This is a genomic window from Alphaproteobacteria bacterium (assembly GCA_019695395.1).
Lineage (GTDB): Bacteria > Pseudomonadota > Alphaproteobacteria > JAEUKQ01 > JAIBAD01 > JAIBAD01.
Genome location: JAIBAD010000001.1, coordinates 38796 through 64188, shown reverse-complemented (window position 1 = coordinate 64188; position 25393 = coordinate 38796). Strand labels below are relative to the sequence as shown.

Here is a 25393-nt window from a genome sequence, read left to right as displayed (position 1 = left end):
AGTCCTATGGTTTTTTCTTATAAAAAATTACATCATTGTTTTGAAAATAGCTGTGATGTTAATCCCGATCAAATTGCCCTTGAATATGAAACACAAAAATTCAGTTACAAGATATTAGATAACAAAGCCAATCAGTTGGCCCATTATTTAATTGAAAAAGGAATTAAACCTGGATCACGTGTTGGTATTTTTTTAGAAAGATCTTTTTATACCTATCAATCTATTCTTGCGATTTTAAAGGCTGGTGCGGTTTTTGTCCCGCTGGACCCTTCTTTTCCCCCAGAACGTGTTACCTATATTGTTCAAGATGCTAAATTAGATGCCATAATTACACTAGAAAAGTTAATTGAAAATTTTTCTGAAAAGAAAATTAATTTTTTTCTTTTAAATAAGTTAGATGATATTTTAAAAAACTATTCTGTTGATCGCCCTATAATTAATTATATTCAAAATGCAGATTATGATTTAAGTCATATTTTTTATACCTCCGGTTCTACAGGTCAACCTAAAGGTGTGATGATTGATCATAAAAATATACTTAATTTTGTTATTGAAGCCAGTAAGATCTATCAATTAAAAAAAACGGATAGAGTATACCAAGGATTAATTATTGCTTTTGATTTTTCAATGGAAGAGATTTGGCCCACTTGGTATTCTGGCGCAACTTTAATAGCAGGTCCTATTGATAATACAAGACTTGGACCTGAATTAGGAAATTTTTTGCGTAAAAATGATGTTACTGTTCTTCATATTGTGCCAACCCTGTTATCAACGATTGACCAAGATGTCTCATCTTTAAGATTAATTAGTGTGGGTGGCGAGCAATGCCCGCCTGATTTAATTGGCCAATGGTACCATCCAAATAGAAGAATCCTTAATACATATGGACCAACAGAAGCAACTTGTAGTGCCACATGGGCCGAACTTCATCCCGGGCAAGCTGTGACAATTGGTAAGCCGTTTGTAGGTTATCAGATTTATATATTAAATGATAATATGGAAAATATTTCTCCTGGTGAGGTTGGTGAAATTTGCATCGGTGGTGTTGGTGTTGCAATTGGTTATTTAAATCAAGAAGCGTTAACGCAAGAAAAATTTATACCTAATCCTTTTTCCGGCTCGCATAATTCTTTTGATCGCCTTTATAAAACTGGTGATTTGGGGCGTTATAATCAGGAGGGTAATATAGAATATCTTGGCCGTAAAGATAGTCAGGTAAAAATTAGGGGATACCGTATAGAATTAGCTGAAATTGAAAATGTGGTTAAAGAATTATCCTATATTCAAAATGTTGTGGTTAGCACTAAAGAATTGATCACAGGTATTAAAGAGTTAATAGTTTTTTTTAAACTACAAGAAAATCAAAAACACACTAATATTATAAAAGATATGCAAAATTATCTTAGTAAAAAATTGCCATCTTATATGGTGCCAAAATATTTTTATAATATAGATCAATGGCCATTATTGCCTAATGGTAAAATTGATCGCATAAAACTTTTAAACTTGGATATTTCTAATTTAGGAACAACTGACAAAGATAATTATATTGCACCTGAAGGTATTTTTGAAGAAAAAATAGAACACATTTGGGCAGATATATTTAAGCAAAATAAAATTTCTGTTGAAGATGATTTTTTTCTTGATTTGGGAGGGCATTCCCTTTTTGCAGCTATGACTATTTCAAAATTACGTCGTGAACCTTTAATGCAAAATCTTAGTATTACGGATCTTTATGCAAATCCGACAATAAGAAAGCTGGCTGCAAGAGCAAAAATTATCAACAATAGCCAAATGACTTTAATGCAACCCAAACAGATGAAATCTGTTTTGCGTGTTTCTAATACAAAATATTTTTTATGTGGGTTGGCTCAAATTTTATCAATTTTTTGTCTGCTGGGATTTGGATCAATTTCTTTTATTATTTTTTGGAATTTTTTAATTCAAAATCCTTCATATAATTTAAAATACTATTTGTTTGTTGGTGTTCCTGGATTTTTTTTAATATATTTTCTTCAATCAATTATATTTTCGATTATAGCTAAATGGCTTATTATTGGACGTTTTAGAAGTGGATCTTATCCTTTATGGGGGAAATATTATTTTCGTTGTTGGCTTGTCCAAAGAATACAAGCGGCTGTTCCTTTAGCTTTATTATCGGGTACACCATTCATAAATATTTATTATCGGTTGATGGGTGCAAAAATTGGAAAAAATTGTTATATCGCTACATCTTTTTTTGGGTTTTTTGATTTAATCGATATTGGTGATAATGTTGATATAGGATATGGTACACATATTAAATGTTCAAATTTTGATAGGGGATATTTACATATTGGATCTATTAAAATTTCTGATCAGTGCTTTGTTGGAAATAATTCTATTATTTTGCCTAATTCTACTTTGGAAAAAAATTCTTCTTTGGATGATCAATCTCTATTAGGTGGCAATGGTGTGATTGTTCCAGAGGGGGAAGGCTGGAAGGGATCACCTGCAAGTTTAGATAAGAAATTTACTAATTTTATCACTCAAGCAAAAATTGATAACCCCAAAAAAAATACATCTTTAAACAAAAAAATATTATTATCTTTGACATTTATTCTAGCAATATTTTTTATTTTTCTTGTTCCTATCTTAGCTTCATTGCCAAGTTTATATATTACATATTTGCTTATTAATTCTTCGCATTGGTTATGGTACATTTTTGGTAGTTTTGGGGCAGGGCTTTCTTTTGTTCTCTCTTTATGGATTATTGTTATTTTATTTAAAAAAATATTAATGCCCAAAGTTAAAGCTGGCATTTATTCCACGGAAAGTTTCTTTTTTATAAGAAAATGGATTGCGGATCAAATGATGGATTTAACTTTAACATTGACTTACTCGCTTTATGCAACTTTATATCTTATACCCTTCATGAGATTATTAGGAGCTAAAATTGGTAAAGGTGTTGAGTTATCAACGGCATCACATATTACACCAAACCTTTTAGAAATTAGTGAAGGCAGTTTTGTCGCTGATCAAGCGTGTATAGGACCTGCCAGAGTGTGTGCGGGTAAAGTTTATTTAGGTCTTACAAAATTGGGATATCGTGCTTTTATAGGAAATGGTAGTTATGTTCCCGGCCATTATACGGTACAAAATGAATGTTTAATTGGTGTTTTATCTGTCCCACCAATTGATGAGGCTAAACCTGCTACATCATGGTTGGGGTCACCTGCTATTTATTTACCGCGTCGTCAAGAAAGTCAGTTTTTTGTCGAACAAAAAACATATAAACCAACATTCTTTTTATATCTTCAAAGATTAATTTATGAATTCTTCCGAATTATAATACCACCAACTTTGTATTATGTTTCAGGATTTATTTCTCTTTATATAGTTATTAATTTAGTCATCAATCATCATAGTGAATGGTTAATTTTATTAAGTCCTGCAATTGTTATTGGATCAGGTATCGCTATGACGATTTTTGTTGTTTTAGCAAAACTACTGTTGATTGGTATATATAAACCACGGGTGGAGCCTTTATGGTCATCTTTTGTGCGTAGAACAGAATTGATCACAGGTCTATATGAATCATGTGTTGTGCCAACTTTATTAGGAATTTTTATAGAAACACCATTGGCACCAATGATTTTAAGATTGTTTGGTGTAAAGATTGGTAAAAGAACATGTATGGCAACAAGCTATATCACAGAATTTGATTTGGTAAGAATAGGTAATGATGTAGCTATTGATATAATGGTTGCATTGCAAACACATCTTTTTGAAGACCGGGTAATGAAAATGTCTTATGTAACCATACATCATGATGCATCAATTGATACACGTGCTGTTGTACTTTATGATTCTGTTATGGAAGCTGAATCGCATCTTGATGCGCTAAGTTTATTGATGAAAAATGAAACATTACCTAAAACAACATCATGGCAAGGAATTCCAGCTAAACGTTATAGATAATTGGCATGATGATACAATCAATTTTTCGATATGGCCATATTGAACTTTATATTTTTTCAATTTGTAATAAATATCTTATAGAAAAATCAAATCTGGATTTATTACAACAAGAAGAATATGTAGTTTTTAATAGAACCACAAATGATGTAAATAAAAAAAACTTTCTTGTTCGACATTGTGTTTTACGAAATCTTTTGTCATCTTTATTATTTTGTTTACCAAAAGATATAGTTTTTCATTATACTATGTATGGTAAACCTTATATAAAATCTTGTACAAATTATTCATCATTATATTTTAATATGTCTTATAGTCGGTCTTGGTGTGTAATTGCAGTATCAAAATTTCAAGAAATAGGGGTGGATATTGAATATATTGATCCACAAATAAATCTTGATTTTTCACCAGAATGGAAAATTTTTTGTAAAAATCCTAAAGTTTTTTATTATCAATGGACCAGACAAGAAGCATATTTAAAAAAAATAGGATTGGGATTAAATAGTAGAAAAGCTTTTACCCAAGAAATACAAAACAATAAAAATATCTATACTTTTTTATATAAAAATTTATTTATATCTTTTGCAGTTAATTAACATTATTATATAGGCGAATATGAAAAATATTAAAACAAAAGAACAATTAAGAAAAAATATCAATTTATCCTATCGGGCTGATGAAACTAAAATCGTGCAGAAACTTTTATCTGCATCTGAATTTTTAAATGAATTAGAACCAAAAATTCATAAAAGAGCCTATGGTTTAGTAAAAAAAGCAAGAGCCACCCAAAAACAAGCAGGTACATTAGATGCTTTTATGTACGAATATAGTTTATCTAATCAAGAGGGTATAGTTTTGATGTGCTTGGCTGAATCTTTATTACGTGTCCCTGATAAATTAACAGCGAATAAATTAATTAAAGATAAAATTTTAAGTGCCGATTGGGAAAAACATATAGGACAATCTGAATCAATATTTGTTAATGCTTCAACCTGGGCGTTGATGTTGACAGGTCAGGTGATAGGATTAGAAAGTTCCGATAAACAGAATAAAAATTTTACAGAAATGTTTAATCAATTAATTGCACGAAGTGGACGTCCTTTTATCCGCAAAGCTATTTTGCAAGCTATGAAAATCTTGGGCGGACAATTTATTATTGGTGAAACAATTGAAGAAGCTTTAACTGAATCAAAAGCTTATCATAAAAAGGGCTATTCATTCAGTTATGATATGTTAGGTGAAGCAGCGCGTACAAAAGAAGATGTAGAAAAATATGAAAAAGCTTATCAAAAAGCTATAATAGAAGTTGGGGCAAAAGCTCAATCCAAAAATGTAAAAAATAATCCTGGCATTTCTATTAAACTATCTGCCTTACATCCTCGATACGAATTTTCTCAACATCAAAAAGTATTGGATGAATTATTACCTCGATTAATTAATTTAGCAAAATTGGCTAAATCTTATCATATTGGATTTACGATTGATGCAGAAGAATCCGAAAGACTTAATCTTTCTTTGGATCTAATTGAAAAGTTGATTGAGGAACCAGAACTTAAAGAATGGGACGGTCTGGGTATTGTGGTTCAAGCTTATCATAAATGTGCTATTGATGTTTTAGAATGGCTTTACCATCTTGGGACACTTTCTAAACGAAAACTTATGATACGGCTTGTAAAAGGTGCGTATTGGGATACACAGATTAAATATGCGCAAGAAAGAGGTTTATCTAATTATACAGTTTTTACACGTAAACCTTCTACAGATTTATCTTACTTAGTATGTGCAAAAAAAATTATTAGTTGCTCTGATATTTTTTATCCACAATTTGCGACACATAATGCACATACAGTTGCAACAATTTTAGAATTAGCAAATAATATAGAATTTGAATTCCAACGTTTATATGGTATGGGTGATGCTTTATATAGCCAAATTGCTGGTACAAATAATATCCCTGTACGAATTTATGCCCCAGTAGGTGGGTATGAAGATCTTTTAGCTTATTTGGTACGTAGATTATTAGAAAATGGTGCCAATACATCATTTGTCAATCGTTTAACAGATGATAAATTGTCAATTGACACTCTTATTACCTCTCCCCAAACATTGGTTAAATCTTTATCAACAATTCCTCATCCTGATATTCCATTACCTGAGAATATTTATGGGAATATTAGAAAAAATTCTAAAGGCATTGATTTGGCTAATCCTTTAGAATTTGGTCCCCTACATAATAAAATAAATGCGTATATAAATGAAAAGTATGAAATTAATTCTTTTGTCATTAAAGATAAAAATAAACATCAAATTCAAACTGTCATTAATCCTGCAAATTTTTCTGACCAGCTGGGACATGTTGTGTGGCCGGATCAAAAACACATTGATCAGGTATTTGATCTGGCTTTAAAAAATATAGAAGAATGGCATTTTTTAGATATAAATAAGCGTATCGAAATTATTGAAAAAGCATCATTTTTATTAGAAGAAAAACAAGAATTATTTATTAGCCTTATTATTAGAGAAGCGGGTAGAACAATAAATGATGCGATAGCTGAAGTACGGGAAGCTGTAGATTTTTGTCGCTATTATGCTTTATGTGCAAAAAATGATTTGATACAACCATTTATATTAAAAGGAAGTACAGGAGAAAGTAACCAACTTACCTATCGAAATCGGGGTATTTTTGTATGTATTTCACCTTGGAATTTTCCTTTGGCAATTTTTATGGGACAGGTTGTAGCTGCGCTCATTACAGGTAATGCTGTATTAGCTAAACCATCAGAACAGACATCTTTAATAGCCTGGTTTGCTGTTAATCTTTTATTTGAGGCAGGTGTACCCCGTAATATTTTATATTATTTACCTGGAAGTGGTAAAGAAATAGGCAATAAGTTAGTTCAAGACCCAAAGGTGGCTGGGGTTGCTTTTACTGGGTCTGTGGAAACTGCTTGGTCAATTAATCGAAATTTAGCGGCTAGATCCTCACCAATTGCTCGTTTCATTGCAGAAACTGGTGGTCAAAACGTTATGATTGTAGATTCAACGGCATTACCCGAGCAAGTTGTTCGTGATTTAATTATATCTTCTTTTCAAAGTGCAGGACAACGTTGTTCTGCATGTCGCGTGGCGTTTGTACAAGAAGATATTGCTGATCGTATTGAAACAATGCTTATAGGTGCCATGCAAGAATTAGTTGTTGGTAATCCAGCTTTATTAAAAACGGATGTTGGTCCGGTTATTGATCAAAAGGCTTTAGAAAAATTAAATCAACATATAATATTTTTAAAAAATAAAGGGAAATTTTTATCTTCTACACCTTTATCTGTTGATAAAGATAATGGATATTTTTTTGCACCGCATTTGTTTCAGATTGAAAAATTAGATATCCTAATAGGAGAAGTTTTTGGACCAATTCTTCATCTTATTCGCTGGCAAGCTAATAAATTAGACCATGTTATTCAAGCTGTTAATGCCGCCCAATTTGGCTTAACATTAGGTATACATAGTCGGATTGAAGAAACAATTCATTACATCTGTAAGCGCGTAAAAGCGGGTAATATTTATGTTAATCGGAATATGATAGGGGCTGTCGTTGGTGTTCAACCATTTGGTGGTGTTGGATTATCTGGTACTGGACCCAAGGCAGGTGGGCCAAATTATTTGCACGCTTTTACAACAGAATGTTCTGTAACAGTTGATTTAACAGCAACAGGGGGGAATGCTGATTTACTCTCTCTTCATGATAAAACTTAATTTAAATTACCATGCCAAGCGTTTACTAACATTTGTTTAAGCTCTTTGGTTTTAATAGGAATAGGATTTCCGCCTGCTGTTGGATCAGTCTCTGCCATTTGTGCTAATTCATCAAGTTTACTTTCTTCGATACCCAATTCTTTTAAAGTATGAGGTATATTAATATCTTTTCTAAGTTTTAAAATCCAATCCATTATGCTTTGGAATGATGGTGTGGGGAACAATAACCAACCACTTAGACGTATCATTTTTTCCTCAATTGCAGGTTTGTTAAATTGTAAGACATAAGGCATAACAACAGCATTCGTTAATCCATGATGGGTATTATAAATAGCCCCAATTGGATGGCTTAAAGCATGAATAGCACCTAATCCTTTTTGAAATGCAGTTGCACCCATACTGGCAGCGGCCATCATACAGGCTCTTGCTTTAAGATTATGACCTTCTTTTACAGCTAACATCAAATTTTCTTTAACAAGCCTGATGCCTTCTACAGCAATACCGTCTGCCATTGGATGAAAGCCTGGCGCACAATAAGCTTCCAAGCAATGTGCTAGTGCATCCATACCAGTTGCAGCCGTAACAAAATCAGGTAATTTTATAGTTAATTCAGGATCGCATATAACAGCAACCGGCATCATTTTAGGATGAAAAATTATTTTTTTTGTATGAATTTTTTCGTCAGTTATTACAGAAGCGCGTCCTACCTCCGAACCTGTACCCGCTGTCGTGGGAATAGCAATGACTGGTGCTATTTTTTGATCATTTGCTCTTTGCCAGAAATCACCAATATCCTCAAAGTCCCATAAAGGCCTACTTTGCCCTACCATAAAAGCTATAGCTTTACCGCTATCAAGTGCACTTCCGCCGCCCAAAGCAATAACACCATCATGATGATGGTTTTGATAATATGTAACACCGTCAGAAATATTTTTTTCTACAGGATTACTTTGAATATTATCAAAAATATTAACTTTTAACTGATTGTTTTTTAATTCATTTAAGACCGTCTGAACTATAGGGGTATTGCTTAAATTTTTATCGGTAACAATTAAAGGGGAGCGTATATTTGATTTTTTACACAAATCTGAAAGGATTTTAATTTTTCCATTACCAAAATGAATTGTCGTTGGATAATTCCATTTACTAGATAAAATTTCTTGTGTCATATATTTAACCTTTACATAAAATTATATTATTTCAAAATAGCGATTAAGTTCCCAATCTGTAATACTTTTATTAAATTCACGTACTTCCCATTCCCTACTAATGGCAAAATGATCAACAAATTGATCGCCAAATAAATTTCTAGCGGCTGTGGATTTTTTAAATTTTTGTGTGGCATCCCACAAAGTTGGGGGAAGTTGATAATGGGAGGGATGATCTTGGGTATAGCTATTTCCTTCTATTTTTGGAACAAGATCCATTTTATGTTCAATGCCATAAAGACCAGAACCCAAAGCTGCTGCTACCGCAAGATAGGGATTAGCATCCGCGGCTGCAATACGATATTCAACCCTTTGTGATTTGGGGGATCCTTTAATAACCCTTAATGCACATGTCCTATTTTCAATGCCCCATGTGGCATGGGTAGGTGCCCAGAATCCTGGAATTAATCGGCGATAGCTATTAAGAGTAGGCGCAATCATAGCCAAAACTTCAGGCATCAATTTTTGTTGCCCAGCAACAAAATGTTTCATCGTATCACTTAAAGTATCTGGTTTATTTTTATCATAAAAAGCAGCCTGTTCATCTTTAATTAATGATAAATGAATATGGCCTGATTGACCTGGCCAATTAGCCGACCATTTTGCCATAAAACAAGCCATCATTTGATTTTTTTGGGCAAGAACTTTCATAAAGGTCTTGAAAAGGGCTGCTTTATCAACGATATGTGTACCTTCATCAACATAAAGAGCAGCTTCTAATACACCTGGTCCGGTTTCTGTATGCAAACCTTCAATAGGAATATTCATTTGTTCAAAAAAGTTTAAAATCTCGTGGTAAAGATCAGACCAAACAGAACTACGTAATCCTGAATACCCAAAATAACCTGGTGTAATAGGGACAAGATTTTGGTAATTTTTTTCACGTACAGATTCAGGTGTTTCATTAAATAAAAAAAACTCATATTCTAATGCACCATATACTTTAAACCCTAGCTGATTTGCTTTATGAAGAACGCGTTTAAAAATTCCGCGAGGGCAAACCTCATCAAAAGGGGGTAAGAATTCACAAAGAAAAAGAAGTGTATTATCTTCTAAAGGTATAGAACGGCAACTTTCAGGTATTATACGTACAGGTGCATCTGGATATGCTGTATGCCACCCAGTTATTTTTGCATTATCATAAATCTGATCATTACAATCCCACCCAACAACAACATCACAAAATCCTAAACCATTCTCTAAAGCGGATAAAAATTTTTTTTGGGATATATATTTACCTCTTAAAATACCATCAATATCAAAGAGACCAATTTTGATATGGCTTAAATTGCGCTCTTTCACAATTTTAATTGCATCTTCAATATTGTGTACATCACTAGGTAACATCATTGTCTTCCCTTTTGTAATAAGAAAAAATTACGCATCTTTAGTCATCTAAATAAATTGTGTTTAGATGACTAAAGATTCAAATAAGATAGAATTTAAGGATTAACTAAAACTTTAGCTTGTTGTTCTAAAGCAAATTCTTCTTCAGGTGACTTTACTAAATGTTTTCTGCCAACAGCTGCAAAATAAAGGATACCAGCTATATACCAGATCAAAACGCCTATAACCCCATCGCGGTAAAGCGGATCTTGAAATTGAAAGAAAATAGTGACTGCGGCAATAATAATTGTTAATACCGCACCAGTTACCCCAAACGGGCTGACATAAGGTCTTTTAATATGGGGCATCTTTTTTCTTAATAAAATAAAGGAAACGCCTTGCATAATGTATGAAATCATAGCACCAAATACAGCCATATTTAGAAGAATGCCGCCGATAAATGTATTGCGATGTTCCTCTCCAACCGTAAGCCAAATAACAATCATAACAAGAAAACCCACTGCAGCACCTGTAATAAGGGCAAGGTGGGGAGTTTTTCTTTTCCCGTGCGTAATTGAAAGAGAACGGGGAAAATATCCAGCGCGTGATAAAGAATAAATTTGTCTACCAAAAGCAAAGATAATTGTATGGAAACTGGCAATTAATCCAATAACAGCACACAAGGCTAATATGCTTGCGGCACTTGTTTGTGTTCCATAAATTGCACGAAATCCATCAAGTAATGGTTCGCCTGAAGTTCCTAGATAAAAGGCCCCAGAGCTTTGTCCATCAGCTGATGTTACCCCAATGCTGCTATTTAAAAACAAGGTCATAAAAGCTGAAAAGATTAAAGTGGCTATACCTAATAATAAACCTTTGGGCATATCTTTTTGTGGATCATGAGATTCTTCAGCTGCTAAAGGTAATTGTTCAATAGCCAAAAATAACCAAACAGCTAAAGGTAGTGAAGCAAAAATACCTTTAACCCCAAATGGTAAGAAGGAACCACCGCCTTCAGCCAATTGAATGGCTTGACCTTCTGGATTAACACCAATATTTAATGCCCATTTTGTAAAATCAAAATGGGGAATAGCACTAATCCAAAATACTGCTAAAACTGTTAAAGCTAAAAGAGTGACAATAACTGAAATACGAAAAGATAGTTCAACGCCAATCACATTAAGAGTAACAAAAACAATATATCCAGCAAGCCACCATAAAGGTTGAAAACTAGGATCTGTCCCAAAAATAGTTCCTAAATAGCTTCCAATAAAAAAAACAATAACAGCTGGTGTTAAGACATATTCAATGTTTTCCGCAAGTCCAGTTATAAAACCACCCCAAGGACCCATAGAGGCACGGGCAAAAGAATAAGCCCCACCGGTATGAGGTAAAGCCGGGGACATTTCAGCAAGGCTATAAGATAATCCTAAATACATAATGGCAATAATAATGGCTGCGATGAAAAAACCGCCAAAACCACCTGCAGCTAGACCTAAATTCCACCCTGAAAAATGTCCAGATATAACAGCACCCACACCTAGGGCCCAAAGTGACCATACCCTTGCATGCCGGCGTAATTCACGCTTATTAAAGTAATCATTATCAACTTTTTGGTAATGTATACTGCTTTTGTGATCAGTCATATGAACTCCCCCTATATAATTATATTTTTATACATATACTAATCTGATTAGGAGAAGAGGTAAAGCCAATTTAAGGGGTATAGACACTAGCTATTGTAGGACGAATCTAAATATCTTAATAAATAAGCTACACATCCGGAAATTCTTGTGATAAAAACTATGGAATATATTTAAAAATAAAACTTATAAAATTTATTTAGTTAATATTAAAAACATTATAACGATGAAAAATAGTTATTTTATGTGCGGAGCCTTTATGAGAGTATTTAAATTATTATCTTTTGTGGCATTAATTTTTGTTTATGCAAATATAGCATATCCCTTATATAGTTATGCCCAAACTTCAACACAAAAAAATGTAAAAGTAACAAAATCTAAAACTGGAACAAAAACTATACCAGTTAACAAAATACAACCAAGTCTAACAGGTCAAAAAAAAGCAACACTATCAAATCCTGTCCAATCAAAAAAATTATCGGTTGTTCCCCTTCCTGCTATAAAACCAACGCTATCATTAGAAAAACCGGTGCCTAATCCTTTACCGTCTCAAGAACCTGTGCAGCAAAAACCTTTACCAGCAGTGACTTCTGCTGCGCCTACATTACCAACGGAAGTTAAAACACCAGTGGTTAATCAAAAACCTTTAAATCTTATCTTACAAGCAAAAATTGGTTCTGAAATTAAGGAAATCGTTGGAAAACCTATTTTTTGGGCTGTTAGTAAAGCTAATACAAATTCAGGTGCATCTAATAATAATGTTATTACAAGTACACAATTAAATCCAACTTTGTCCCTGGTACCTGGTCGTTATTTGGTAACAGCAAAATTAGGCGAAAGTCTTGTAACACAAACAGTAGATTTAACTATTGATAATCAAAGAGTTAATGTAGATTTTAAACCTGGTTTGGTAAAATTTAATCTAATTCCAGTAATGGGTGGAACAGTAATTGATAAAGATGTGACCTGGGAAGTTTTGCGTTACGCAGGACCAGGAAGAACTGATCACCAAAAAATAGCAGATAGCAATATTGCCCAACCGGAATTTATTTTAAATGAAGGATACTATATTGTAAGAGCTAATTATGCCCATAACAGCTTAGATACCGTTGTTGGTGTTCAAGCACAACACCGTTATGTTTATACAGTAAATTTATATGCTGGAAAAGTTAAATTGGTGGCTGTCCCTGATAAGGGAGAAAAACTAGATCAAAATAGTTTAATAACATGGGAAATATCAAGTCAATCTTCACTTGGTAAAAAAATACCTTTGGCTGATACAGGAAATAATTCCTTAATTACTTTAAAAGAAGGAAAATATTTAGTTGTTGCACGTTCTGGTTTTCTTGAGGGGCAGACAACTATTGATGTAAAGTCCGGAAGTACACAACAAATTAAAGTTGCTTTGAAAAATAAAACATAATTTAACTATTTAAATTATAGTTTTTTGATCATAGGTAAATGAAGATTTTTTTCCTTGGCACATTGAATAGCAATATCATAACCGGCATCTGCGTGGCGCATAACCCCGGTGGCTGGATCATTAGTTAAAACACGGGCAATCCTTTCTTCTGCTTCTTTGCTACCATCTGCAACAATAACCATGCCTGCATGTTGTGAAAAGCCCATGCCAACACCCCCGCCATGATGTAAGCTGACCCATGTCGCACCAGAAGCGCAATTTAATAAAGCATTCAATAATGGCCAGTCTGATATTGCATCTGATCCATCTTTCATACTTTCTGTTTCACGATTAGGGCTTGCAACAGAACCTGAATCAAGATGATCTCTTCCAATAACAATGGGTGCTTTAAGTATACCTTGGCGAACCATTGCATTAAAAGCTAATCCCAATTTTGCTCTGTCTCCCAATCCAACCCAACAGATTCTTGCGGGTAATCCTTGGAATTGAATCTTCCTTTTTGCTGTATCAAGCCAATGATGTAAATGTTGATCATGAGGAATAATTTTTTTTACGCATTCATCTGTTTTATATATATCCTCTGGGTCACCGGACAATGCAACCCAGCGAAAAGGTCCAATGCCACGACAAAATAAAGGCCTAATATAAGCAGGAACAAAACCAGGAAAAATAAAAGCATTTTTTACACCTTGGTCTAGGGCAACTTGTCTAATATTATTACCATAATCAAAGACAGGAATACCTTGTTGTTGAAATGCAATCATAGCTTCAACATGTTTGGCAATTGATTCACGTGCGGCATGGTTAATAGCTGAAGGATTTGTTAATCTTGCTTGGCGTGCTTGATCTAGCGTCCAGCCAATAGGTAAATACCCATTAATTGGATCGTGAGCACTTGTTTGATCGGTGACCACATCAGGTTTTATATTACGTTTTAGAATTTCGGGTAATATTTCAGCAGCATTACCTAATAAGCCGATAGATAAAGGTTTTTTTTCTGAACATGATTTTTGGATCATATCCAATGCTTGATCAAGATTGGTGGCTTGGTAATCTAAATATTTAGTTTCAAGACGTCTTTCAATTTTAGTTGGATCGCATTCTATCACTAAAATAGATGCGCCAGCCATTGTTGCAGCGAGCGGTTGTGCCCCACCCATACCCCCAAGTCCTGCGGTTAAGATCCAACGGCCAGCTAATTGGCCTTGATAATGTTTTTTGCCAAGCGCAACAAATGTTTCATATGTACCTTGCACGATACCTTGGCTACCAATATAAATCCATGAACCAGCTGTCATTTGTCCATACATAATTAATCCAGCTTTATCTAATTCATTAAATTTTTCCCAATTTGCCCAATGGGGTACAATATTGGAATTTGCAATAAGTACTCTCGGGGCATTGGTATGGGTTTGAAAAACACCTACAGGTTTGCCTGATTGAATCAATAATGTTTCATCTGGGGATAAAGAATGTAAAGTATGAACAATTTGATCAAAACATTCCCAATTTCTTGCTGCTTTTCCAATACCACCATAAACCACTAAATTATCTGGATCTTCTGCTACCTCTGGATCAAGATTATTCATGAGCATTCTTAAAGCAGCTTCTATTAACCAATTTTTAGTTTGAAGTTCTATCCCACGTGTGGCGCGAATATGGCGTTTATTAAGCTGATAGGTATTTTTCATAATATTTTTATCCTCTATCGACAAAATATATTAAAGATTGGTAAGTTATTAGTAATATTAGATAAGCATTAAGTCTACTTGAGATTTATGATGGAAATTTATAATTATCAATCTGGTTCGAGCCCTTTATTAATTAGCATTCCTCATGCCGGGTACTATATACCTGATGCAATTAAAGTACGTATGACGCCAGCTGGGCGTTCTTCTTTAGATACAGATTGGTATGTTGATAAATTGTATAATTTTGTAAAAGAACAAAATATTTCTCTTTTGCATGCTAATTATTCCCGCTACGTTATTGATCTTAATCGTCCGCCAGACCAAACTGTACTTTATCCTGGATTGCATAATACTGAACTATGTCCGCTAACTCGTTTTGATGGAATGCCTATTTATCTTTTAGGTCAAGAACCAAGTAAACATGAAATAGAATTAAGACTTAAACATTATTGGTTTCCTTATCATAATAAAATTAAACAAGTGATTGATGATATAATTAATCAATATGGCTTTGCTATTATTTTAGATGCCCATTCCATAAAATCATCTGTTCCATCTCTTTTTAAAGGAATATTACCTGATATTAATTTTGGAACTAATGATAATAAAACTTTACCTATAGAAATTATAAATCTGCTCAGTGATGTTATTATACAAAATGGTCAATATAGTCATGTTATAAATGGCCGATTTAAAGGTGGGTATATTACAAGAAATTATGTTAATCTAAAACGGAATATTTTTACCTTACAGATAGAATTATCACAAATCTTATATATGAATGAAACACCACCTTTTATTTATGACGATAAAAAGGCATTAAATTTACAAGCAGTTTTAAATAAAATTATAGATGTATTATTACAACAAGCAGATATTTTTAAAAAGTCTTATAAATAAATCGTGCATTTTTCACAGTTCCCACACAAGGATTTGTACCTATTTCATAACATAGTTGATTGGGTGTTTCGATATTCCATAAGGCAAAATCAGCATGTTTTCCCGGTTCTATACTTCCATACTTTTTGTTCAATCCTAGTGCTTGGGCTGCATATAAGGTAACACCTGCAAAAGCCTCTTCAGGTGTTAATCCAAATAATATGCATGCCATATTCATCATTAATAATAATGATGTTGTTGGTGCTGTACCAGGATTTGAATCAGTTGCTATGGCCATAGGTATTTTAAATTGGCGTATAAGATTAAGAGGGGGTTTTTGCTTTTCATTTAAATAATAAAAAGCTGCAGGTAAAAGTACAGCAACAGTTTTAGATATAGCCATAGCCTTAAGACCTTTTTCTGTGCTATATTCTAAATGATCTGCTGAAAGTGCAAAATGTTTAGCTGCAAGTAAAGCTCCTTGACTATCTGAAAGTTGATCAGCATGTAATTTTATAGCAAATCCTAACTTTTTTGCCGCTGTGAATAGTTTATCTATTTGTTGAAAAGAGAAAGCAATCTTTTCACAAAAACCATCTACTATATTTGTTAATTTCTTTTTAATTAACATGGGTAAGACTTCTTCAATAATAAAATCAATATATAAATCGGCTTTGCCTGCATATTCTGGTGGTACAGTATGCGCACCTAAAAAAGTGGGGACTAAATTGCAAGATGAAATTTCGTTGAGGGACTGAATAATTTTTAATATTTTTATTTCAGTTTCGTAATCCAATCCGTAACCTGATTTTATTTCGATAATGGTAACACCTTGTTGAATTAAGCTATTTATTCTTTGATGAGAAAGCCTTAATAAATCTTTATCAGCTGCCTGTCTTGTCTGGTAAACAGTCGACATAATACCACCACCCATGTCGGCAATTTTTTTATAATCATATCCTTGTAATCTTAAATTAAACTCTTCAGATCTGTCGCCTGCATAGACAAGATGGGTGTGGCAATCAATAAAAGCAGGGGTTATAAGAAAATCATTCAAACTATGTGTTGTTTCAATTTTATCTTGATAAAATAAAGGCAAAGTATCTATAGAGCCTACCCACTCAATGGTGTTTTGATATGTAACTATAGCACCCTGATTAATAAGACCGAATGGTGATTTTAACTTAGGATTTGCTGTGGCTATTTTTTTGCATAGCCATAATTGATAATTTTCTTTTATCATGACATGGTATTATAAGAATATATTTCTTCTTTGTTAGATAAAAATCTAAATTATTTAAAATTATAATGTGGAAAATAATAACATGAAAACACTTTTTGCTTCTATGGCATTATTATCAACAGGTTGGGCAAAAGATGTTGTCATAGAAATTAATTCAAAAGGTATAATTACTAAACTGACATCTAATAGTTCGTATAAGTCTAACTATGAACAATGCAATGGTCCTGTTTTACCAGGTATGCCTAATGTTCATTCACATGTTTTTCAAAGAATGTTAGCTGGCTTAGCAGAACAGAAGATTGAGAGCAAAAAAGATACTTTTTGGTCTTGGCGAGAAAAAATGTATTATCTTGTTAATCATTTAACGCCGGATCAGATTCATGTGATAGCATCTCAAACTTATGTTGAAATGTTAAAATCTGGTTATACCTCAGTGGGGGAGTTTCATTATCTCCATAACAATAGGGATGGTGCACCTTACCAAGATATAGCTGAAATTTCTAATTATTTAATTGAAGCCGCAACTTATACAGGCATAGGTATGACTTTGTTACCAGTTTTATATAGTTGGGGTGGTTTTGGTCAAACACCTTTATCACAAGCTCAAAAAAGATTTTCTCTTTCCTTAGATCAATATTTGAATTTAATAGAAAAACTATATAACCAATATAGAGATAGTTCTAAAATTAATGTTGGATTTGCTCCTCACAGTTTACGTGCTGTATCTCCTGATTTACTTGATGAAATAGTCAAGTTTCAACAAAAAAAATATGAAAATCTTCCTTTTCATATTCATGTAGCTGAGCAAATACAAGAAGTGGAACAAGCTTTATATTATTTAAAAAACCGTCCAATTGCGTGGTTATTAGAGCGTTATCCTGTGGGAAATTCTTGGTGTTTTGTACATGCGACCCATAGTTCAGATAATGAGATCAACAGTTTAATAAGATCTAAAATAATTGTTGGATTGTGTCCCACAACAGAGGCAAATTTAGGGGATGGTTTATTTTCTGCACATAAATATATAAACCAAGGTGGCACTATGGCGATTGGTTCTGATAGTCAGATTTCTATTAATCCTATAGAAGAATTAAGATGGTTAGAATATGGGCAGAGATTAATAAATCAGCAAAGAATTTTATTGATAGGATCTGATACTTCACTTGCCTTAAATCTCTGGAAAAAATCAGTAGAAGGTGGGGCTCGGGCTTTGGCTAGGTCTATCGGCGGACTTCAAGTCAATAATCAAGCAGATCTTATTATTTTAAATAATAAAAACCCAAATTTATACAATAAAACATATAATCAATTAATAGATAGTTTTATTTTTTCAACTAACTATAATGCGGTTCAAGATGTTATGGTTTCTGGTAAATGGGTTGTAAAAAATTTTTATCATGATAAAGAAGAAGAAATTTTTGAAAAATTTAAAGGAATTTTATTATTATATAACGGCCTGTAAAAAAATAAAATGTTTCAGCAAAAAAAAATTACATATTTTGATGCTCAAGGTATGAAATGTCCTTTACCTGTACTTAGGGTACGTAAAATAATGCAATCTATGTTTGATGGGGAGCAAATTCATATAACAGTTGATGATCCTAAGGCACCTGATGATTTTAAGCATTTTTGTCATCAAACTGGGTATAAATTGATACAAATTGATACAGAAGAAAAAGTATCAATTATTATACTTCAAAAATAATATTATTTTGCAAGCTTTTGTAATTCAGTATAAAATCTTGCAGCACCAGGGTGAAGTGGAACAGGAATTCCAACTAAAGCTGTTTCAATTTTTATTTTTTTTCCAATAGGATTATTTTCATCAATCTTTTTATTGGTAATTTTATACCATAAACTTTTAGTAATTTGATAAACAAGATCTTCTGGCATATCTGAAGAAGTAAGCCATAATGTGGCAATACTTAACGTTACCGTATTAGATATGCCCCGATAAGTTCCACCCGGAATAATATCAATAGAAAAGAAAGGATATTGAGATCGGAATTTTTCTGCTTGTTCACCATCAATTGATAATAATTTAAGTGAAGAGGCTTGCACATAATCATTAACTATAGGAAGTGGCGTACCTCCTAAAATAAAAATAGCATCAATTTCTTTAGATTGTAATTTGTCTAATCCAGCTTTGGCGTTACTATAATCTAAAGTAATTAAAGGTTCAGTTAAATTATAGGCTTCCAAAATTAATTTGCTTGTTAAATAACTATCCGAGTTTTGTTCACCTATAGAAATTTTTTTCCCTTTCAGTTGCATAATAGAACTGATATTTGAATCAGCCCGAACAAAAATATGAACCGTTTCTTGAAAAATACTGGCAATAGCGCGTAATTTCGAAATTACACCTTTATCTTGAAAAAGCTTTTCACCTTGAAAAGCCCATAATGCTATATCGGATTGACTTAATCCAGATTCAAACTGTTTAGTTGTTAATCCTTCAATATTAGAAATTGATCCTTTGCTTGTTTGAGCAACAGCAATTAAACCAGGAACGCTACATGCTAAATTTTGCGTGCATTCTCTAGAGCCAGGAGGATTACTGATTGCTAACGCAATAATGCCACCTAGTGGGAAGAAAGATGTTCCGCTAGCACCAGTTCCAATTCTAAAAAATTTTATATCTTGTCCTGTAATTTGTGACCATGCCATATAAATTGGTACGGCAGATAAAATAAAACATATTGCTATACGCACACAAAGAGTGCTTAATTTGTTATTATGACAACTGGAAAATTTTGATATCTTTTTTAGGATAAGTGAGCCTATTATATTTTTAAACATATTTTACTAACTGAAACTTTCTGATTATTAAATATATAGTATTAAATAATATAATATTATTAAACGTTTAATATTATTTCTTTCAAGTAAAAATTACTTTTTAGATGTAGCTTTTTTCTTCGGCGTAGTTTTTTTCTTACTAGTAGTAGCAATGTTATTCTTTTTTGACATAGAACTATTAATAACATCAAGTGCTTTGTCTATATCAATATTATCAAAATTTATCCCTTCTGGCAATTTAATGTTATTTTTTCCGTATTTCAAGTAAGGACCAAAGCGCCCTTCATGATAAGTAATTGCTTTTTGATCATCAGGATGTGTTCCAACAGTTTTGCCTTGTTTAGTGGTTTTAGATTTGGCAGGTTTTTCATTAAATAAAATAACTGCCCGATTAAGTCCTATAGTTAGAACATCATCATTTTTGAGCGAGATATATGAATCACCTCTTTTTAAATAAGGCCCAAACCGTCCAATGCCCGCAGTAATCATTTCATTGGTTTGTGGATCTATACCAATATCACGGGGTAATGAAAGTAAAATCAATGCTTGATCTAAAGTTAAGTCGCTTGGTGCAAGAGTTTTAGGTAGAGCTATTCTTTTTGGCTTTTTTTTATCTTCAGTTACTTCACTTAACTGCACATAAAAACCATAGGGACCTTTTCTTAAACTAATAGGTTCTTGAGTATTTGGATCATGGCCTAAAATTTTAGGCTGGGTGTCTAGGTTGGTTTCTGAATTATCTGTTGTTGTCCCAAAATGTAAGGATCTTGTGTATGTACAATTTGGATAATTTGAACAACCAATGAAAGAACCATTTTTACTTAATTTAATGCTTAATATTCCATCACTACAGGCAGGGCAAGCACGAGGATTGGTATTTGGATCAGTCTGTGGAAATAAATAGGGCCCAAGACTATCATTCATAACGTCAATAATATCACTTCTTTTACCCAGCATTTTATCAAGATTATTAATAGCTTCTTCAACCGATAACAGAACTTCTTTATGTTCATCTTTATTAAGGGTGCTAAAGGAGGACCAAAAATTCTTTAAAACATTTTTCCAAGATATTCTTTCATTGGTTATATCATCAAGTTGTTGTTCTAATGATGCTGTAAAGTCATACGCAAAATAATGTTCAAAAAAGTTAATTAAAAAAGTTGTAACCAAACGACCATTATCCTCAGGAATGAATCTTTTCTTTTCTAATTTCACATAAGAACGATTTTGAAGAACTTGTAAAATCGACGCATAAGTAGAGGGTCTGCCTATACCTAGCTCTTCTAATTTTTTTACTAAACTTGCTTCTGTAAAACGTGGTGGTGGTAAGGTAAAATGTTGCTTGGGTTGTATATCTTTTTGATACACTTCTTGCCCTTCAAGCATAGCTGGTAAAATTGAACTTTCATTATCATCATCATTTGGATCATCAAAATCTTCTTGATATAAAGAAAGAAACCCATCGAAAGTTAAAATTGATCCATTAGCCCTTAATTGAAAGGTATGATTATGATCCTGTATATCAACAGCAACTTGATCCATGACAGCAGAAGCCATCTGACTTGCGACAGTTCGTTTCCATATAAGTTCATAAAGCCGTGCTTCATCATCCTGAAGAATTTTACCAATTTCTTTTGGATGCCGAAAAATATCTGTTGGCCTTATTGATTCATGGGCTTCTTGGGCATTTTTGATAGATGATTTATAGTGACGCTGTTGTGCAGGCAAATAATTTTTTTCACAGTGTTGTTCAATATATTTACGTGACGCAAGTAAAGCTTCTTGTGATAAATTGACGCTATCAGTTCGCATATAAGTAATTAAACCAACTGTCTCTCCTTTAAGATCAACGCCTTCATAAAGTTTTTGAGCTAACCGCATAGTTTGCATAGCACTTAGCCCAAGTTTACGAGAAGATTCTTGTTGAAGCGTTGATGTTGTAAAGGGTGGGAGAGGGTGTCGTTGGACAGTTTTCTTATCAATAGTTTTAATGATTAATTTTTTGGAATTTTTTATTATTTCTGCAGCATGATGAGCTTGTGTAGAATTTGAAAGATCAAATTTTTCAAGTTTTTTTCCATTAAGATGGGTTAATCTCGCATTAAATTTTTTTGCCTGAACTGTTTCTAAACTTACATTGACAGACCAATATTCTTGAGGACGAAATAATTCGATCTCAGTTTCTCGTTCACATATTAATCTTAAAGCAACAGATTGAACACGTCCCGCGGATTTGCTGCCAGGTAATTTTCGCCATAATAAAGGGGATAAAGTAAACCCAACTAGATAATCGAGAGCTCTTCGTGCTAAGTAAGCATCAATTAAATTTTGATCTAATTCTCTTGGCTCGGCCATAGCTTTAAGAACAGCAGGTTGTGTAATTTCATAAAAAACAACACGTTGGATTTTGATTTTATTAAGATTTACGTTTTTTCTTTTTTCTAATTCTTGCCTGATATGCCATGAAATGGCCTCACCTTCACGATCAGGGTCTGTTGCTAAAATAAGATTATGTGCTGAACGAATAGCTTCTATAATTTGTTTTAATTGTTTTTCACCCCGTTCATCTATTTCCCAATCCATATTAAATTCTTCATGAGGACGTACAGAGTTATTTCCTACAGATAAATCGCGAACATGGCCGAAACTTGGGATAACTATATGATCCTTGCCCAAATATTTATTTATGGTTTTTGCTTTAGCAGGTGATTCGACAATAACAATATTCATAATGTTTCTTTTGTATATTGATAGATCAATTTGTTATCTTTTAAATTAAATACTTTAGAAATGCGATTTCCAGGATGTCTTTCAATTTTTCCAGCTAGTTCCATTTCTGAGAGTACCATGTTTAAAACATCAATTGAAAGTTGTGACTGATGGTGAAGATCATCAATTGATATAGGTGTTGTACTTAATAAGGTTTCTATATGTTTATTATGACTATCATTTAAATGACGGCCGGTATTCAAATTAAAGTCTTTGTTATCTATTTTATCTTCTTTTTTAGGAATTGTTGGTAAGAAGTTTGATTGATTGTTATAAAGGGAAAAGGCGATTGATTGCAAGTATGTCAAAATATCTTGAGCATTTTCAACAAGTTGGGCGCCATTTTTAATAAGATTGTTTGTTCCATGACAACGAGGATCTAAAGGGGATCCTGGGATTGCCATAATTTCTCGTCCTTGTTCTAGTCCAAAACGTGCTGTTGTTAAGGAGCCTGATTGAAAAGTAGCTTCAACAATTAAGATACCAAGAGATAACCCAGATATTAAACGGTTACGTCTTGGAAAATGTCTTGCTTGAGGTTGCAATCCCAAAGGTGTTTCACTAATTAATAAACCTTGTTGACCAATTGATTTTTGTAATTGCTGATTTTCAAGTGGATAAAAACTATTTAACCCTCCTGCGACAACTGCAATTGTGCCATAGGCAAGACTACCTTCATGGGCAGCAGTGTCAATTCCTCGGGCAAGTCCTGAAATGATAGTATATCCACCTTGACTAAGTTCTGATGCAATATTTTCTGCAATTTTTCTGCCATTGGAAGATGCATTACGAGATCCTACAATAGAAATTGTAGGTTTTTGGTATAAACTAATATTTCCTAATACTGAAATTAAAGGTGGGGCATCTAAAATAGTAGAAAGTAAATAAGGATAATCTGGCTCTATTTGGGCAATGAATCTGCCTCCAATTTTATTTAATTGTTCTATTTCTTTTTCTATAATTCCAGAAGAAGGTATGACAAAGTTTTTATATTTTGGCTCATTAGAATGAGCGGAAATATAATCAAGTGCACTTGTTGGTGATTTAAATTTTTGTATTAATTGATTAAAAGTAATTGGTCCAATTTGGCTGGTTCTTGATAATTTAAGCCAATTTAAACGTTCTTGATCCGTTAAAATACGTTTTTCATCCATGAAGAGACATTGTCTTAAGACAAAATTATGGTCAAGAAAATATATAAAGATTTTGTTACAGTTATAAATAATTTTGTCTATTTGCTATATGATATTCTTATTTTTGTCTTGCTAGAGTTGTTTTGACAAGATTATTAAGCTAAGTTAAAAGAGTAAGAATATGCTTATATAATATTTATCATGTCAAATATTTCTGATCATAATTTCTATTTAACTTCAAATAACTTAGAAGCTTTTTGGATGCCTTTTACGGCTAATAGGCATTTTAAAGCTAAACCTAGGCTTTTTGCTTCTGCTAAAGGTATGTATTATACCACAGTTGATAACCAATTAGTTTTGGATGCTGTTGCGGGTTTATGGTGTGTAAATGCTGGCCATAACCGCACACAAATTGTTGAAGCTGTTCAAAAACAAATTGCTGTTATGGATTATGCACCTAATTTCAATATGGGCCATCCCACCGTTTTTGAATTGGCATCACGATTAGCCAATATAGCTCCTGAAAATCTTGATCATGTATTTTTTACGAATTCAGGATCAGAAGCTGTTGATACAGCTTTGAAAATAGCTTTAGCTTATCATCGTGTTTGTGGGGAAAGCACACGTCAAAGATTAATTGGACGCGAACGTGGCTATCATGGTGTAGGATTTGGTGGCATATCAGTTGGGGGTATGGTTAATAACCGTAAATCTTTTGGAACATTAATTCCGGGTGTTGATCATATAAGGCATACACATGATTTAACAAAAAACGCTTTTACAAAAGGCCAACCAAAATTCGGCATAGAATTAGCCGATGATTTAGAGCGTCTTGTTGCTCTTCATGATGCATCAACAATTGCAGCAATTATTGTAGAGCCAGTTGCAGGATCAACAGGCGTTCTTGTCCCACCTATAGGATATTTAAAAAGATTAAGAGAAATTTGTGATAAATATGAGATCTTGCTCATTTTTGATGAGGTTATAACGGCATTTGGGCGTCTTGGAAAAGGTTTTGCCGCTGATTATTTTGATGTGATACCTGATATGATTACTATTGCCAAGGGTTTGACAAACGGATCTATTCCTATGGGTGCTGTGCTCGTTCATAAAAAAATATATGACGCTTTTATGAAAGGCCCTGAAAATACAATAGAATTTTTTCATGGATATACATATTCAGGACATCCAGTTGCTGTCGCCGCAGGTTTAGCTACTTTAGATATTTATAAAGATGAGAATCTTTTTGAACGAGCAAATAAATTATCTGACTATTGGCAAGAAGCTGTCCATAGTTTGGTTGGAAGACCTTATGTTATCGATATACGTAATATTGGATTGATGGCAGCCATTGAATTGCAACCTAAAAACAATTATCCTACACAAAGAGCTTTTGAGGTTTTCACACGTTGTTATGAACGTGGGGTGTTTATACGGGTGACAGGTGATACACTTGCTTTATCGCCACCTTTAATTATTGAAAAAGATCAAATTGATAAAATAATCAATACAATTAGCGATGTTTTATTGACTTTATCAGAATAATTTTAGTTATTAACAGTTAATCAA

General features: G+C 33.1%; 16 protein-coding genes. 8 read left to right on the top strand and 8 right to left on the bottom strand.

The annotated features are described in order from the left end of the window. Positions 1 to 6 precede the first annotated feature (6 nt). From K1X44_00275 to putA, 3 genes are read left to right on the top strand one after another with little or no spacing between them, the layout of a single operon-like run. The gene (locus K1X44_00275; protein MBX7145722.1) at positions 7 to 3960 is read left to right on the top strand and encodes an amino acid adenylation domain-containing protein; all 3954 of its coding nucleotides are present in this window, start codon (positions 7 to 9) and stop codon (positions 3958 to 3960) included. A 5-nt stretch (positions 3961 to 3965) separates the two neighbouring features. Then, the gene (locus tag K1X44_00270) at positions 3966 to 4553 is read left to right on the top strand and encodes a hypothetical protein (protein ID MBX7145721.1); all 588 of its coding nucleotides are present in this window, start codon (positions 3966 to 3968) and stop codon (positions 4551 to 4553) included. A 19-nt stretch (positions 4554 to 4572) separates the two neighbouring features. Then, positions 4573 to 7710 carry a bifunctional proline dehydrogenase/L-glutamate gamma-semialdehyde dehydrogenase PutA gene (gene putA, locus K1X44_00265; protein ID MBX7145720.1) on the top strand — a complete coding sequence of 1046 codons (3138 nt, stop codon included), beginning with the start codon at positions 4573 to 4575 and terminating at the stop codon, positions 7708 to 7710. On the opposite strand, the gene K1X44_00260 is transcribed toward putA, so the two are convergent. From K1X44_00260 to K1X44_00250, 3 genes are all read right to left on the bottom strand, one after another. Further along, positions 7707 to 8879, bottom strand: coding sequence for an iron-containing alcohol dehydrogenase (locus K1X44_00260; GenBank protein MBX7145719.1), 1173 nt, complete (start codon positions 8877 to 8879; stop codon positions 7707 to 7709). The genes putA and K1X44_00260 overlap by 4 nt on opposite strands. A 21-nt stretch (positions 8880 to 8900) precedes the next feature. Continuing rightward, positions 8901 to 10268 carry a glutamine synthetase gene (locus K1X44_00255; protein ID MBX7145718.1) on the bottom strand — a complete coding sequence of 456 codons (1368 nt, stop codon included), beginning with the start codon at positions 10266 to 10268 and terminating at the stop codon, positions 8901 to 8903. Between the two features lie 92 nt (positions 10269 to 10360). Next, on the bottom strand, positions 10361 to 11890 hold the full coding sequence (locus K1X44_00250; GenBank protein ID MBX7145717.1) for an amino acid permease: 1530 nt from the start codon (positions 11888 to 11890) through the stop codon (positions 10361 to 10363). A 256-nt stretch (positions 11891 to 12146) separates the two neighbouring features. Here K1X44_00250 and K1X44_00245 point away from each other — a divergent pair, with 256 nt between their 5' ends. After that, on the top strand, positions 12147 to 13310 hold the full coding sequence (locus K1X44_00245; GenBank protein ID MBX7145716.1) for a hypothetical protein: 1164 nt from the start codon (positions 12147 to 12149) through the stop codon (positions 13308 to 13310). A gap of 14 nt (positions 13311 to 13324) precedes the next feature. On the opposite strand, the gene K1X44_00240 is transcribed toward K1X44_00245, so the two are convergent. Beyond that, positions 13325 to 15001, bottom strand: a complete 1677-nt coding sequence (locus K1X44_00240; GenBank protein MBX7145715.1) for a urocanate hydratase — start codon at positions 14999 to 15001, stop codon at positions 13325 to 13327. 87 nt (positions 15002 to 15088) lie between these two features. Here K1X44_00240 and hutG point away from each other — a divergent pair, with 87 nt between their 5' ends. Continuing rightward, positions 15089 to 15901 carry an N-formylglutamate deformylase gene (gene hutG / locus K1X44_00235; GenBank protein ID MBX7145714.1) on the top strand — a complete coding sequence of 271 codons (813 nt, stop codon included), beginning with the start codon at positions 15089 to 15091 and terminating at the stop codon, positions 15899 to 15901. Here hutG and hutI read toward each other — a convergent pair. Next, positions 15882 to 17123 carry an imidazolonepropionase gene (gene hutI, locus K1X44_00230; GenBank protein ID MBX7145713.1) on the bottom strand — a complete coding sequence of 414 codons (1242 nt, stop codon included), beginning with the start codon at positions 17121 to 17123 and terminating at the stop codon, positions 15882 to 15884. The genes hutG and hutI overlap by 20 nt on opposite strands. A gap of 82 nt (positions 17124 to 17205) precedes the next feature. Here hutI and K1X44_00225 point away from each other — a divergent pair, with 82 nt between their 5' ends. After that, entirely contained in the window at positions 17206 to 18585 is a 1380-nt protein-coding gene (locus tag K1X44_00225) for a formimidoylglutamate deiminase (protein MBX7145712.1), read from the top strand. Positions 18586 to 18594: 9 nt separating this feature from the next. Beyond that, positions 18595 to 18828, top strand: a complete 234-nt coding sequence (locus tag K1X44_00220) for a sulfurtransferase TusA family protein (GenBank protein MBX7145711.1) — start codon at positions 18595 to 18597, stop codon at positions 18826 to 18828. Between the two features lie 2 nt (positions 18829 to 18830). Here K1X44_00220 and K1X44_00215 read toward each other — a convergent pair whose 3' ends face one another. The 3 genes from K1X44_00215 to dprA all read right to left on the bottom strand — a co-directional run bounded on the left by K1X44_00215 (position 18831) and on the right by dprA (position 23845). Next, positions 18831 to 19835, bottom strand: coding sequence for a TAXI family TRAP transporter solute-binding subunit (locus K1X44_00215; protein MBX7145710.1), 1005 nt, complete (start codon positions 19833 to 19835; stop codon positions 18831 to 18833). Positions 19836 to 20015: 180 nt separating this feature from the next. Continuing rightward, positions 20016 to 22652 (bottom strand): type I DNA topoisomerase, encoded by a 2637-nt coding sequence (gene topA, locus K1X44_00210; GenBank protein ID MBX7145709.1) that lies wholly within the window; start codon positions 22650 to 22652, stop codon positions 20016 to 20018. Beyond that, positions 22649 to 23845, bottom strand: a complete 1197-nt coding sequence (dprA, locus tag K1X44_00205) for a DNA-processing protein DprA (GenBank protein MBX7145708.1) — start codon at positions 23843 to 23845, stop codon at positions 22649 to 22651. The genes topA and dprA overlap by 4 nt, the downstream gene beginning before the upstream one ends. 180 nt (positions 23846 to 24025) lie before the next feature. Between dprA and K1X44_00200 the strand changes: the two genes are divergently transcribed. Next, positions 24026 to 25369 carry an aspartate aminotransferase family protein gene (locus K1X44_00200; protein MBX7145707.1) on the top strand — a complete coding sequence of 448 codons (1344 nt, stop codon included), beginning with the start codon at positions 24026 to 24028 and terminating at the stop codon, positions 25367 to 25369. Positions 25370 to 25393: the final 24 nt, after the last annotated feature.